The 12,892-nt window shown below is 66.1% G+C and carries 12 protein-coding genes; 2 read left to right on the top strand and 10 right to left on the bottom strand.

From position 1 onward, the window contains the following. Positions 1-14: 14 nt before the first annotated feature. Together xylB and AC1DDA_RS09890 are read right to left on the bottom strand one after the other, a co-directional pair. A complete protein-coding gene (gene xylB, locus AC1DDA_RS09895; RefSeq protein ID WP_476795613.1) occupies positions 15-1,475 on the bottom strand; it encodes a xylulokinase in 1,461 nt (486 codons plus the stop codon). A gap of 15 nt (positions 1,476-1,490) precedes the next feature. After that, positions 1,491-2,531, bottom strand: coding sequence for a zinc-dependent alcohol dehydrogenase (locus tag AC1DDA_RS09890; RefSeq protein ID WP_476795612.1), 1,041 nt, complete (start codon positions 2,529-2,531; stop codon positions 1,491-1,493). A gap of 196 nt (positions 2,532-2,727) precedes the next feature. On the opposite strand from AC1DDA_RS09890, the gene AC1DDA_RS09885 reads away from it, so the two are divergent. Then, the gene (locus tag AC1DDA_RS09885; RefSeq protein WP_476795611.1) at positions 2,728-3,678 is read left to right on the top strand and encodes a sugar-binding transcriptional regulator; all 951 of its coding nucleotides are present in this window, start codon (positions 2,728-2,730) and stop codon (positions 3,676-3,678) included. 11 nt (positions 3,679-3,689) lie between these two features. Here the strand turns inward: AC1DDA_RS09885 and AC1DDA_RS09880 are convergent, their stop codons facing one another. The 7 genes from AC1DDA_RS09880 to AC1DDA_RS09850 form a co-directional block, all read right to left on the bottom strand. Then, complete coding sequence (locus AC1DDA_RS09880; RefSeq protein WP_476795610.1) at positions 3,690-4,481, bottom strand: inositol monophosphatase family protein; 792 nt, start codon at positions 4,479-4,481, stop codon at positions 3,690-3,692. Next, the gene (locus AC1DDA_RS09875; protein ID WP_476795609.1) at positions 4,478-5,320 is read right to left on the bottom strand and encodes a phosphodiesterase; all 843 of its coding nucleotides are present in this window, start codon (positions 5,318-5,320) and stop codon (positions 4,478-4,480) included. Before AC1DDA_RS09875 ends, AC1DDA_RS09880 begins: the two co-directional genes overlap by 4 nt. Positions 5,321-5,407: 87 nt before the next feature. Next, the gene (locus AC1DDA_RS09870; protein WP_476795608.1) at positions 5,408-6,679 is read right to left on the bottom strand and encodes an extracellular solute-binding protein; all 1,272 of its coding nucleotides are present in this window, start codon (positions 6,677-6,679) and stop codon (positions 5,408-5,410) included. Positions 6,680-6,769: 90 nt separating this feature from the next. Beyond that, positions 6,770-7,645 (bottom strand): carbohydrate ABC transporter permease, encoded by an 876-nt coding sequence (locus tag AC1DDA_RS09865; RefSeq protein WP_476778707.1) that lies wholly within the window; start codon positions 7,643-7,645, stop codon positions 6,770-6,772. After that, positions 7,645-8,568: a carbohydrate ABC transporter permease gene (locus AC1DDA_RS09860; protein WP_476795607.1), complete on the bottom strand. Its 924-nt coding sequence runs from the start codon at positions 8,566-8,568 to the stop codon at positions 7,645-7,647. The genes AC1DDA_RS09865 and AC1DDA_RS09860 overlap by 1 nt, the downstream gene beginning before the upstream one ends. A gap of 2 nt (positions 8,569-8,570) precedes the next feature. Beyond that, the gene (locus AC1DDA_RS09855; RefSeq protein ID WP_476795606.1) at positions 8,571-9,758 is read right to left on the bottom strand and encodes an ABC transporter ATP-binding protein; all 1,188 of its coding nucleotides are present in this window, start codon (positions 9,756-9,758) and stop codon (positions 8,571-8,573) included. Positions 9,759-9,853: 95 nt separating this feature from the next. Beyond that, positions 9,854-10,675, bottom strand: a complete 822-nt coding sequence (locus AC1DDA_RS09850) for a metallophosphoesterase family protein (protein WP_476795605.1) — start codon at positions 10,673-10,675, stop codon at positions 9,854-9,856. Between the two features lie 336 nt (positions 10,676-11,011). On the opposite strand from AC1DDA_RS09850, the gene AC1DDA_RS09845 reads away from it, so the two are divergent. Next, on the top strand, positions 11,012-11,749 hold the full coding sequence (locus AC1DDA_RS09845; protein ID WP_476795663.1) for an SDR family oxidoreductase: 738 nt from the start codon (positions 11,012-11,014) through the stop codon (positions 11,747-11,749). Here the strand turns inward: AC1DDA_RS09845 and AC1DDA_RS09840 are convergent. Next, a complete protein-coding gene (locus tag AC1DDA_RS09840) occupies positions 11,700-12,641 on the bottom strand; it encodes a LysR family transcriptional regulator (RefSeq protein WP_476795604.1) in 942 nt (313 codons plus the stop codon). The two genes, AC1DDA_RS09845 and AC1DDA_RS09840, sit on opposite strands and share 50 nt — an antisense overlap. Between the last annotated feature and the right edge of the window lie 251 nt (positions 12,642-12,892).

Genomic DNA, 12,892 nt, shown 5'->3' with positions numbered 1-12,892 from the left:
CAAACTCTCCCCCGTTAGCGCAGCGTGCGGTTGACCTCCACGGCGCGCCGCCAGACCGCGTAGCGCTCGGCATAGGCCGCAGCCCTCCTGGGGTGCGGCGTGAAGATAGCGGCTTCGCCAGACGGCCGCGTACAGATCGCTTCCGGGCTTTCGCCGGTGCAGGCCAGGCGGGCCAGGCGCGCAGCCCCGAAGACGGCGCCGGTCTCGGCCTTGTGGTAGCGCTTGAGCGGCAGGTTCAGCACGTCAGAGAGGATAGACAGCCAGGTATCCGAACGTGCCCCGCCTCCGATCACCATGGCTTCCTCGATTGGCGAGGCTTCAGCTTCCAGTGCCTCCTTGCCATCCTTGAAGGCAAAGGCGACGCCCTCCAGCACGGCCTGGGTCATCGCCGTGCGATCAGTCTCGTGGCCGAGGCCGATGAAGCTGCCGCGCATCTGCGGGTCGTTGTGCGGTGTGCGTTCTCCCGACAGATAGGGCGTGAAGAGCATCGGTGCCGGGCGCTGCAACTGCGGGCCGAGTTCCTGCAGCAGCGCCGCCTCTGTTCGCCCGGAGATCGACGCCCACCAGCTCAGGCTGGCGGCAGCCGAGAGATGGACTGACATCTGATGCCAGCGCTCCGGCAAGGCATGGCAGAAGGCATGGACGGTGCTGCCGGTGCGGGGTTCGAAACCGGCCGTCGTGCGCCACAAGACGCCGGAGGTGCCAAGGGACAGGAAGCAGCTGCCGGGTTCCACGGCGCCCAGGCCGACAGCTCCGGCGGCGTTGTCACCGCCGCCCCCGGCGAAGCGGGGCGGCGCGTTGAAGCCCAGCTCCCGGCTGAGCTCTGCCCGCATGCGGCCCGCCGGCTGCGACCCTTCGACAAGCTCAGGCATGAAGCTGCAATCGAGCTCGGTCGCGGCCAGCATCCGGTCCGACCAGTCGCGGCGGCCGACATCGAGCCAGAGCGTTCCGGACGCATCGGACATGTCCTCGATCGCTTCACCGGTCAGCGCGAGCCGCAGATAGGCCTTCGGCAAGAGAATCCGGCGGGTTCGCCGGAAGATGTCGGGCTCGTGCCTGCGCACCCATAGAAGCTTGGGCGCGGTGAAGCCGGGCATGGCGATATTGCCGGTGATGACGCGGGAATCAGGCTCGCTCGCTTCGAGCTCCGCGCATTCCGCCGAGGCGCGACCATCGTTCCAAAGCATGCATGGGCGCAGTGGCTCATCATGCTTATCCAGCAGAACCGCGCCGTGCATCTGTCCGGAGAGGCCGATGCCGGCGCAGCGGCGGAAGGCTTCGGGAGCAGCGCCCTTCAGGCTGCGCAGCGTATCCAGCGTCGCGGCGATCCAGTCCGCGGGATTCTGCTCCGACCAGAGCGGGAAGGGGCGAGCGACGGCAAACTCTCGCGTCGCCGTGGCGAGCACGTGCTGCCGGTCATCGACCAGCACTGCCTTGACGGAAGACGTTCCGAGATCGACGCCGATGAAGGTCACAACAAGGCCTGCGGTTCAGCGATGTTCTTCAGGCAAGCGGCCCGGATAGATCATGCTCTTCACCATACCAGCCTCGTTGGCGGCGTGGCGGCGAAACGCGGCAGGCCCCTCGGCGAGGGGGAAGCGATGGCTGACAACGGCATCGACATCGACCTTGCCGAGCGCCACCAGTTCGATCGCCCGCGGATAGACATGCCCCATCCGGCGCGAGAATTTGATGTTGAGACCGCGCCTGCGCGCTTCTGCGGCGGGGATCACATAGCTGTCGCCGTCGGGAATGCCGACCAGGACGACGCGACCGCCGATGCGGGCGGCGCGGATCGCGTCGCGAAAGCCCTCGGGCGCATTGGTCGCCTCGATGACCAGCGGCAGGCCTTCCCCCTTCGTCCATTCGGCGATGTCGGCGACGCTGGCGCCAGCCCTGCTCGCGCCGAGCTTGAGCGCCAGCTCGCGGCGGTGCGGCTGCGGATCACAGGCAAGGATCTCGCCGACCCCGGCCGTGCGCAGCACCTGCAGGATCAGGAGGCCGATCGGGCCACAGCCGATCAGCGCCACGCGTTCCAATAGACGCGGCTTGGCAAGATCCACCGCATGGATCGCGACGCCGAGCGGCTCGAGCATCACCGCATCGCTCGGCGAGAAGGCCTCGGGAACCGCGACGATCTGCGATTTCGGCACCCAGATCCGTTCCGTCATCGCCCCGTCATGCGGCGGGGCCCCGATGAAGACGACGTCGGGACAGAGATTGGGATGCCCACTCCGGCAATGCTCGCAATGGCCGCAGGCCTGGTTGGGATCGACGGCCACCAGGGCGCCGCGCGGCAGGCCGAGTTCCGGCACATCCTCGGTCAGCCAGCCGCTGAATTCATGGCCGGGGACGAAGGGCGTCGCAATCACAGCCGAACCGATGCCGCCATCCTTGTAGTAGTGCAGGTCGCTGCCGCAGAGGCCGACCGCCGCCACGTCGAGCAGGGTTTCGCCCGGCGCTCCCTCGCGGAGGTTGAACGGCGCGACACGCGCATCGCCTGCGGCGTGAAGGAAGACGGCACGGGACATGGGTGGTCGCCACTCGCTATGCGGATAATCTTATGCAAATGTATTTTGTGATTTACATTGGTTTGCGTCAAGCGTGATACCGCCCGGGCCCTCAGCATTGTCGGCGCTTGCGAAAGCGATGTAAGCCAGCTTCGAAGACCTCGCCTACCATTGTCGACCGCTTCATAGGCGGCTCCCATCGCATCAGGACACCGCCATGCCGGAGGAACCGCAGACGCAAGTTCGAGCCGCGTGGCTCTATTACATGGAAGGGCTGACCCAGGCGGAAATCGCGGACCGACTGAAGATGACCCGCCTGCGCGTCAACCGGCTCCTGGTCGAGGCGCGCAGCAGCGGGCTCGTCAACATCACCATCAACTCCCGGCTGGAAAGCTGCGTCCGGCTTGAACGCGCGCTGATGGCGGAATTCGGCCTGACAGACGCGATCGTCGTGCCCAGCCCCGCCGATCCCGGCCAGATCGCAATGCAGATCGGCAAGGCCGCCGGAGAGTTCGTCTCGCGGGTCATCGAGGAGAAGCCCACCGGCATCTTCGGCGTCGGCTGGGGCGGAACCCTCAGGGAAACCATCCGGCATGTCCGTCCCGGGCAATATCGCGATCTCGCGGTGACCTCGATGATGGGCGGGCTGACCTATGGCATCGAGATCAACACCTTCGAGATCGCCAGCCATTTCGCCCGGCTTTGGCAGGCGCAATGCCATTATCTGGCGGCGCCGATCTACGCTGGGGCCCCGCAATCGCGCGACATCATCTTGGCGCAGGACGTGTTCGAGGCGGCCTTCGCCCGGATCCGAGCGACCGATGTTGCGATCCTCAGCGCCGGCGATCTCAGCGCGCGATCATTGCTGGTGCGCTACGGGCTACCGGGCGATGTCCGGGTCGCGGAACTGGCGGAAGCTGGCGCCGTCGGCGACATGCTCGGTCAGTTCATCGATCGCAGCGGCCAGGCTGTCGCGCATCCCATCAACCGCCGGGCCATCGCCCTGCCGCTCGAAGCCCTGCGCCGGATACCGACCGTGATCCTGGCGTCAGGCGGGACAAACAAGGCCGAAGTTATCGCCGCCACGTTGCGCGGGAAGCTGGCCTCGGTGCTGATCACGGATGAGGATGCGGCGGCTGCCGTGTTGGAAGGCCCGGCGTCCGCCTGACAGCCGAGGTGTCAGGCGCTACGGATTGCCTGCAGCAGTTCGGCGTGAATCAGGCCGTTGGTGACGATCTTCTCCAGATCTTCGTCGCGCGAATCCTGGTTCTCGACCGTCGTTACCCGGCCACCCGCCGCCCGCACCAGCGGCATCGCAGCAGCATGCGAGACGATGTCGGCCTTGAGGCCGATGAAGGCGTCGAGCCGGCCGGCTGCGACCAGCGACATTTCCAACCCGCCGGAGACGATGACCCGCACGCCCCGGCACAGGCCGGCGAGGCGGCGGATGACGTCGGCCGTCCGGCTCGCTTCCTCGGCAGTGTAATGCGAGGTCAGGCAGATCGAGACGGTGGCGTCGCTGAGGCGCTTCGTGGTGGAAACGCGCGCCGGCCGGCCGTCGACCGTCGCGATGCCGCCCTCAGTGAAGCACGCGGAGAGCCCGGCGAGCGGCGCATGGGTCAGGCCGAGGACCGTGCGGCCCTGCTCCTGATAGGCCATGGTGACCGAAAACCAGGGCAGGCCGGACGCGTAGTTCACCGTGCCATCGAGCGGGTCGATGATCCAGCGCGGCGCCTGTTCCGAACCGGAGAAGCCGGCCTCTTCGGAGAGGATCGCCGCCTCCGGCGTCAGCGCGCGCAGGCCGTCGATGACGAGACGCTCTGAGGCGAGGTCGGCCGCCGTGACCACGTCATTCAATTCCTTGCGGGTGACGCCGAGCTCGGCGCCCTGCATCTGCACGAGAACCTCGCCGGCCCGGCGGGCGAGAGCATCGGCCTGGCCGAGTAGAGCGAGAAGGCGTGGTTCGGTCATGGGGCAGGCACCGTTTGCGGCTTTCCGGGATAGGCGGGATCGAGCACGAAATCCCGGCGCGGACCATAGTCGCCGATCGGCTGGAGATGGCTGACCAGGCCGAGGCCGGGCTTCCAGACATGGAGGGCCAGCGCCGGCGGCTCCATCACGAATTTGTTTTCCGTGCCGGGCCTGAGATCGAGCGCGACCTGATGGGCGGTGCCCGGCACGACATAGCCGATGGTGCCGGCGAAGCGCAGTTGGATCGGCCGGTGGTAATGGCCGCAGAGCACGCGCTCGATCTCGGGATGCTCGGCGATCAGCTTGGCGAAGCCCGGCGAGACCTTGCACGGCATGATGTCCATGCCGTCGACGCCGACTGAGAAGGGTGGATGGTGCATGAAGATCACCGTCGGCTTGCCCTGTCCCTCTGCGAGCTGCTCGGCGAGCCAGGCCTCGCGCGCGGCGCAGATCTCGCCGCCGTCCTCGCCCGCGACGACGGTGTCGAGCCCGATCAGCCGCACGGGAAAATCATCGATGATGTAATGCAGGAAGCCCGCTGGCGGCAGGTATGAGTGAGCGGGACGCAATTCCGCGGCGAAGGTGTCGCGGCGGTCATGATTGCCGGGGATGACGTAGACCGGCATCGGCAGGCGGCGGAGCGCCGCGCGGACGATGCCGTATTCCTCGGGCAGGCCGCAATCGGAGAGATCCCCGGTGACCAGCACGCAGTCGGGCCGCGGCTCCAGCCTCAGGATCTCGTCCACAGCCCGTTCGATCGCCGGGTTGGTCTCGACAATGCCATAGGCGGGGTTGCCATCAGGGCGGGCATGGAAGTCGCTGAGCTGGGCAATGATCATCGGGAAACGTCCGGCGGTCGGGAAAAGGGAAACCGCCCGGTCATGACAGGACCGGGCGGCGAGGGGCGGGCGGCGCAGCGCGGCCGATTACTTCATCAGGGTTTCGGTCTCGGAGACGATGCGCTCGATGCCGGCCTTGGGCTGGATCTCGCCGCGCATCACGCCGGCGACGACCTCGCGCTGCTGGCGCCAGATGCGCACCGAGTTGCCGCCCGGATAGCCTTCCCACGGCGCGGCGCGGGAGACCTGGCCGTTGATCGTGCGGAAATTGGCGTTCTCCTTGTAGAACGGGCCGAGGAAGGCATCCTCGCCGGCGTGCAGATTGGTGGGCATGTAGCCGGCGGTCTCGACGACGATCTTCTGGGCCTCCGGCCCGGTGACGAACTTGATGAACTCCCAGGCCGCCTTCTGCTTGGCGGCGTCCTTGGCGGTGATCAGCGCGGCGTTGCCGCCGGTCGGCAGCCTGCCCTTGGCCTTGTCGTCGACCGGGAAGAGGGCGGTCTTCAGTGTGAAGCGGTCGCCGATCAGGTCGGTGACCTGGCGCAGGCGGGCGGGCGTGTCGAAGAAGATCCCGATCTTGCCGGCGATGAACTGCTGGCGCGACTGGTCCCAGTCGATCAGCGGCATGCCGCCTTCGGTGACGAAGCTGCGCAGCAGCGACAGCGTCTTCTCGCCAACCTCGCCGCCGAAGGCGACCTTCTTGCCGTCTGCGGACAGCATGGAATGGCCGCCCTGGAGGATCACGCCGCGCCAGAGCCAGTCATCCGGCCAGTCATGGATGTTGTAGGCCATGCCGGCGGTGTCGCCGTTGCGGATCTTCTTGGCGAGCGCGACGGTGTCGGCCCAGTTGTCCGGCATCTTGTCGGGGTCGCCGCCGGCCTTCTTCACCAGCTCGGCGTTGAAATACATCAGCGGCGTCGAGGCGTTGAAGGCAAGGCCCGCCTGCTTGCCGGCAACCTGACCGAGCGAGAGCAGGGCGTCGGAATAGTTGGCCTTGCGCCAGGCCTCCGGCTCGGCCTTCAGCAGAGGGCCGAGATCGACGAGCTGCTTGCGCTTGTCGAGGGTTTCGACGAACTCGGTCAGTAGATGGAAGCCGGAATAGTAGACGTCCGGCAACTGGTTGGTGACGGACTGGCGCAGCATCGCCTGATGGCCTTCGTCATAGCTCGCTGCCGGCGCGCGGAAATTGATCTTGATGTCCGGGTGCTTCTTCATGAATTCCGCGGCGATCGGCTCGTGAAACTTGGCGAAAGCGGGGAAAGCGTAGAGCACGTCGAGCGTGACTTGCTCGGCCCTGGCCGCCGTCGAGGCGAGAAGGGTCAATGCCGCCGCGGCAAGGACTTTGCCGAGAGGTTTCATGGGTGATCTCCTTGGCAGGACAGCGGGGGCTGTCAGGGGTTGCGTTGCTTCAGGCCTGAACTCTTGGGGGGCGGGCGGCTCGGCAGCCGGCTACTTCACCCCGGTCATGGTGATGCCGTCGATGAACCGGCGCCTTGCGACGAGGAATGCGATGACGAGCGGCGCCGTGAGGATCGTCGCGGCGGCCGTCAGCGCCCCATAGTTCGATCCGGTCTCGGCATCGGCGAAGAACATCATGCCCAGCGGTGGCGGCGCGAGCTTGGCGTCGGAGATGACGATCAGCGGCCAGTAAAGGTCGTTCCAGTGCGCCACCGCCGAGAAGACCGAGAAGGCGGCGATGGCCGGCCAGGCGCTCGGCGTGACGATCCGCCAGACGATCTCGAACTCGCTCATGCCGTCGAGCCGGGCGGCGTTGATGATGTCGTCGGGAAAGCTGCGGAAGAACTGGCGGAACAGGAAGATGGCGAAGACCGAGAGGAAGAACGGCACCATCATCGAGAAATAGGTGTTGAGCAGCCCGAGCTGAGCGAGTGCGATGTAGAGCGGCATCGCCGGCACCTGCACGGGGATGCACAGGCCGAGCAGAACCAGCACGAAGAGGGCGTTGCGGCCGGGGAAGTTCAGCTTCGCCAGCGCATAGGCGCAGGGTATGGCGACGAGCAGCTGGACGATCAGGATGCCGCCGCAGAGGATGAAACCATTCAGCGCAAAGCGCAGCAGCGGTGCTTTCTCCAGCGCGAAACCGTAGTTCTGCAGGCCGTAGAACTGCTTCGGCCAGAGCGAGATCTCGGCGCTGAAGATCTCGGCCGGCGGCTTGATCGAGGTCACGAGCATCCAGATGAAGGGTGCCAGCATGAAGACCGCCCCGGCGATCAAGACGGCATGGATCAGCGCGAGCGAGAGGAAGCGGCGCAGCACCGAATGGACGGGCGTGACCGAGGCGGCGGGGAGCGCGAGATCGGTCATCAATAGTGCACCTTCTTGTCGAGGGCGAAGGTCTGCACGGCCGAGAAGACGAGGATGAAGGCGAGGAAGATGAAGGTCAGCGCCGCGGCATAGCCGGTGTGAAAGTACTGAAAACCCTCGAGATAGATGTTGTAGAGCAGCACCTCGGTGGAGCCGACAGGGCCTCCGCGTGTCATCACCGCCACTGTATCGAAGATCTTGAAGGCCGTGATCATCGTGGTGACCAGCACGAACATCGTCGTTGGCCCGAGCAGCGGCCAGGTGATGGTCAGGAAGCGGTCGATGCCGCTGGAGCAGCCGTCGATATCGGCAGCTTCGTAGAGATCGCGCGGGATCGCGGTGAGCCCGGCGAGAAACAGGATCATGTTGAAGCCGATGAGCTGCCAGATGCCGATGACGGCCAGCGTTGCCAACGCGGTCGAAGGCTCGCTGAGGAAGGCTATAGGGCCGATGCCCAGCCATTTCAGCAGGCCGTTGACCGGACCGAGCGAGGGATGGAGCAGGAACTGCCAGACCGTCGCCATGGCGATCAGCGTCGAGGTCACGGGCAGGAAATAGACCACTTCGTAGAAGGAACGCGTGCGCCCACGCCGATGCACGAGCACCGCGATCAGCAGCGCGCCGAACACGCCGCCGGGCACGACGATCGCGACATAGAGCAGCGTGTTGACGAGCGAGCGCCGGATGATCGGATCGGCCAGCGCCTTCTGGAAATTGGCGAGGCCGACCCAGTCAATGTCGACGCCGCCGAACTCGTAGTTGGTCAGGCTGAGCCAGAGCAGGACGGCGAGCGGCAGCAGGATCGTCAGCAGGAGCAGGATGAAGGCCGGCAGGGCAAAACCGAGCCCGGTGACACGCTCGATCCAGAGCCGGCGGCGCGCGACGGGGGCAAAATCGGTTGGGGATGCGAGGGCGAGCGTCATGCTCAGGCCCTCAGCGGCACGACGGAGCCGGTGGCAGCGCCCTGGCCGCGCGGCTCGATACGCTCGCCATCGGCGGCGAAGACGTGGGCTGCGGCCTCGTCGAAGCCAAGCGTGACTTCGGCAGCCTCGTTGACGCCGGCCGCGGCGGCCGGTGTCGCGCGCATCGTCACGCCTGCGGCGTCGCGCCCGGCGAGGTCGAAATGCAGGATGTATTCGGAGCCGAGATTCTCCTTGCGCCGCAGGCGGGCCGAGAACCAGGCGCGCCCGCTGCTGCCGGGCTCGCCATGGACCAGCGAGAGCGCCTCGGAGCGGATGCCGAGCGTCACGGCCTGCGCTTGCGCCAGCGGAACGGCGAGCGCCAAGGGCCGGCCGAAGAGCTCGAGGCGGCCGCCATGCGCGACCATTGCCGGCAGCAGGTTGATCGCCGGGCTGCCAATGAACTGCGCGACCTTGAGCGAGGCCGGCTTCTCGTAGAGCTGCGAGGGCGTGCCGAGTTGCAGCACGGAGCCTGAATCCATCATCGCCACGCGGTCGGACATCGTCATCGCCTCGACCTGATCGTGCGTGACATAGATGAAGGTCGCGCCCAGGCGCTTGTGCAGCTCGGCCAGCTCGGTGCGCATATGGACGCGCAGCTTGGCGTCGAGATTCGAGAGCGGCTCGTCCATCAGGAAGACGTCGGGATTGCGCACCATGGCGCGCCCGAGCGCGACGCGCTGGCGCTGCCCGCCGGAAAGCTGGGCCGGCTTGCGGGCGAGCAGGTGTTCGAGCTGGAGCTGCGCGGCGACCGCACCGACATCGGCCTCGATGCCGCGCATCACGCTGCGGCGCTGGGGGGAGAGCTGCCGCAGCAGCGGCAGGCGCTGCCAAAGCTTGAGCCGCGACATCGTCAGCGGCAGCGCGATGTTCGCGCCGACGCTCATATGCGGATAGAGCGCATAGGACTGGAACACCATGGCGACGCGCCGCTCATGCGGGCGCAGATGATCGACGCGATTGCCGCCGATCGCGACGCTGCCGCGGTCGTGATGTTCAAGCCCGGCGATGATCCGGATCAGCGTCGATTTCCCGCAGCCGGACGGGCCGACCAGAGTCAGGAATTCGCCATCGGCGATGTCGAGATCGACGCCGTCCAGAACCTTCGTCGGTCCGAAGGACTTGGCGATCGAGGAGAGTGCGACCTTGGCCATGGCGTTCGCCTTTCTGTGGCCCTCTGGGCTCGTCGTTGGGCGTGTCTTGGTTGGCGTGGCTTGCCGTGCTGCCCGCGGGCGGCCGGGGAGGCGTCTCAGGCGGCGCGCGGCGGGTAGACCTCGTGGATCACATCGTCGATCCAGAGTGTCTTCAGCGCGGCGATTTCACGGATCTCGGCGGAGAAGTCCCGGCCGTCGAATGTGTAGGAGACGGCACCGAGCGTGGTCGTGCCGGCCATGTCCGGCTGCAATTCGGGGCCGACGACGAAGCCGGAGGACGGCCCCCAGATGTAGCGCGTGCCGGCAACCGTGAAGTCATGGGCGCGGTGCAGATGGCCGCTGGCGACGAAGGCGACCTCATGCCGGCGCACGAGATCAAGCAGATGGGCGCGCGGTTCGGGCGGCACGCTCCAATAGCCCTTGTCGCCCTCGTCCGGCGCCTCGATGAAAAGCGGGCGATGCAGGAACCAGCCGATGCGGCGGCCTTGCGCCTCGGCGATCTGCCGGTCGAGCCAGGCAAGCTGCCTTTGCTCTTCGGCCTCGTCGCTGCCGAACAGCATCGAATTAAGGCCGATCAGCCGCCAGCCTTCGAGGTCTCGGACCCAGAAATCCTCGCCGATATGGCTGCGCCAGCGCGCGAGACGTGCGTCATTGACCGGCTGATGCGGATGATGGGCCTCTCCCACGTCATGGTTGCCGGGGATGCTGAGCACCGGCACGCCCAGCGTATCGAGCAGGGCGCGGCAATGGCGCATGTCCTCGTCGACATCCGCGCCATCGACGGTGATGTCGCCGGTATGGATGACGAGCTCCGGCGCATCGGCGGCCAGCCACGCCGTCAGCGGCGCCCAATTATCGGCGAAATGCCGCTTGGTCGGGCTCAGATGGGTGTCGGAAATCTGCACGATACGCTGCATGTCCCCTCCAGAATTCGCCACTTCATCGGGCGACCGTCTGTCTCCGGCGCGAGCGCCGGGCAGCGGCTTTGCCTTGGACCATACAAATGAATGTTTGATGACACAATTGTATTTTCGCTGTCGCCCGCCTCTTCGGCGATGATTGCGCGCGTGCCGCATGAACTCGCAGGGCGTGCGGGCTGCCCGCTTTATTCGACCATCTGCGCGACCTGCTGCATCGGTCCGGGCAATCACCCATCTTCGATCGGCATCTCCGATAACATCATCGGATCATTCCGTTTTCAAAACAGCCCGCGAAGCCGGAAAACGGCGGGCAGATCGAAAATGGAGACCGAGATGACCAAGCAGAGAACGAACCCGCGCCGCATCCTCATCGTCGGAGGTAGCTCCGGCATGGGCTTCGCCCTCGCGCGGCGGCTGTCAGCAGCCGGCGACCATGTGACGATCGTTGGCAGGGACGCTTCCCGGCTTCGGCGTGCGCAGGATGACCTCGGGGCCTCGGCAAAGCTCGAAATACGGGTAGCCGACATCACCTCGGAAGCAGGAATGCAGGCGCTGTTCGCGCATGGCGAGCCGTTCGACCACGTCGTCTGCACGGCAGCGGATTTTACGGGCGCTTACGAAAGGCTTCCGGCGCTGGACCTGGATGCAGTCCGGCGCGCCATCGACAGCAAGATCATCGGCCCCATCCTTCTCGCCAAATACGGAAGTCCAAAGCTCTCTCCCGGAGGATCGCTGACCTTCACCTCCGGCATCGCAGCCTACCGGCCGATGGTAAGGGGAACGGTGGTCGCAACCATCAACGCGGCACTCGAAGGGCTCGTCCGGGCTTTGGCCGTCGAACTGGCTCCGATCCGCGTGAATGCGGTATCGCCGGGCTGGGTCGATACGCCGATATGGCAGGCGGTGGCAGGCGAACGAAAGGCGGAGGTTCTCGCTGGAATGGCAGAACGCCTGCCGGTCGGTCGAGTCGGTCAGCCGGACGATATCGCCGACGCCATGGCCTTCCTCATCGGCAATGGCTTTACGACAGGCACGGTTCTTCACGTCGAAGGTGGTCATCGCCTCGTGTGAGAGAACGTCGCGTTCGCCCTGTCGAGGCCAGGAGAAACCTGAGGCCGGGCGGTTGAACGCGCCGGCGGCGCCATACCATGTCAAGCGTCGCCGAAAGCTCGAATCCGGGAGATGGGATCGCGGCGACGACACCGCGTTCCAGCGCTTCCCGGGTCGCGATCCGGGGTACAAGGGCATAGCCGCTGCCGGCCGCGACCAGCCGCACGATGGCCTCGATGCTGCCGACCTCGGCGACAGGCCTGGGCGGGGTGAAGCCGGCCCTGCACCAGGCCTGATCGAACAGATGCCGGTACACGCAGCCGGGATCGGTCGCAATGTACGGCTGGGCTGCGAGGGCATCCGGTGTCAACGGGCGCACGACGGCGCCCGGGGCTGCCGGCTGCCCGATCATGACCAGCGGCTCTTGCGCAAATTCCCGCCGAGCCAGACGTTCATCTAGAGCACCCTTGCGAAAGCAAAAGGCGATGTCGTTCGAGCCGTCGAGAAGGCGCTGCAGGAGATGATCACTGCCCGCCACCTCGACGCGCATTCGAAGTTCGGGCTGGTGTTGTCGCAGATCCGTGAGCAGTGCGGGCAAAACCTCCCTTGCCACGGTTTCGAGCGCTCCGATGGTAACCGATTGATCGCCGAAAAGGCTTGCGCTCTTAACTGCCGCTAGCGCGTCGTCTGTTGTGGCCAGAATGCCCTGGGCGTAAGGGACCAGCGCCTCACCGGCTGCCGTTAGCCGGAAACCCTGTCTGGAGCGCAGGAACAGGCGGACGCCCAGTTCATCCTCGAGAGCCTGGACCTGGTCGCTCACGCTGGACTGAGCGAGGTTGAGTTCGCCAGACGCTCGCGTCGCCGTCCTGCAGCGCGCGACGGCAAGGAAAGTCTGTAGCAGGCGCGGGGTCATGTTCGGTCAGCGTAGATCATGCAGCTTTCCGACGCGATCACGAATTTCAATCTGCCGGCACGGTCCTTCGTATCCAGCTTGAGACAATCCATCACATCTGGTCTGCGATCCGCGCACCAGGTGCATCGTCAACTCGCCGGACATGTGCCCAAATATTCCCGGCGTCGTCGTTGCTGCCTCCGGCGCTCTGAACAAGAGCCGCGCGGAGGTCGCGGAACGCTTCGTCGGGCTTTTCCATCGGGCGACCGAAC

This window comes from Allobosea sp. 10N428 (assembly GCF_056394545.1).
This window is presented reverse-complemented; position numbering and strand designations above follow the sequence as displayed.

What these genes read in the sequence shown, in the direction of transcription:
- AC1DDA_RS09890 (WP_476795612.1), bottom strand. Translation starts at nt 2,531, where the DNA reads ATGTCCCGTGCCGTCTTCCTTCACGCCGCAGGCGATGCGCGTGTCGCG.
- AC1DDA_RS09885 (WP_476795611.1), top strand. Translation starts at nt 2,728, where the DNA reads ATGCCGGAGGAACCGCAGACGCAAGTTCGAGCCGCGTGGCTCTATTAC.
- AC1DDA_RS09880 (WP_476795610.1), bottom strand. Translation starts at nt 4,481, where the DNA reads ATGACCGAACCACGCCTTCTCGCTCTACTCGGCCAGGCCGATGCTCTC.
- AC1DDA_RS09875 (WP_476795609.1), bottom strand. Translation starts at nt 5,320, where the DNA reads ATGATCATTGCCCAGCTCAGCGACTTCCATGCCCGCCCTGATGGCAAC.
- AC1DDA_RS09870 (WP_476795608.1), bottom strand. Translation starts at nt 6,679, where the DNA reads ATGAAACCTCTCGGCAAAGTCCTTGCCGCGGCGGCATTGACCCTTCTC.
- AC1DDA_RS09865 (WP_476778707.1), bottom strand. Translation starts at nt 7,645, where the DNA reads ATGACCGATCTCGCGCTCCCCGCCGCCTCGGTCACGCCCGTCCATTCG.
- AC1DDA_RS09860 (WP_476795607.1), bottom strand. Translation starts at nt 8,568, where the DNA reads ATGACGCTCGCCCTCGCATCCCCAACCGATTTTGCCCCCGTCGCGCGC.
- AC1DDA_RS09855 (WP_476795606.1), bottom strand. Translation starts at nt 9,758, where the DNA reads ATGGCCAAGGTCGCACTCTCCTCGATCGCCAAGTCCTTCGGACCGACG.
- AC1DDA_RS09850 (WP_476795605.1), bottom strand. Translation starts at nt 10,675, where the DNA reads ATGCAGCGTATCGTGCAGATTTCCGACACCCATCTGAGCCCGACCAAG.
- AC1DDA_RS09845 (WP_476795663.1), top strand. Translation starts at nt 11,012, where the DNA reads ATGACCAAGCAGAGAACGAACCCGCGCCGCATCCTCATCGTCGGAGGT.
- AC1DDA_RS09840 (WP_476795604.1), bottom strand. Translation starts at nt 12,641, where the DNA reads ATGACCCCGCGCCTGCTACAGACTTTCCTTGCCGTCGCGCGCTGCAGG.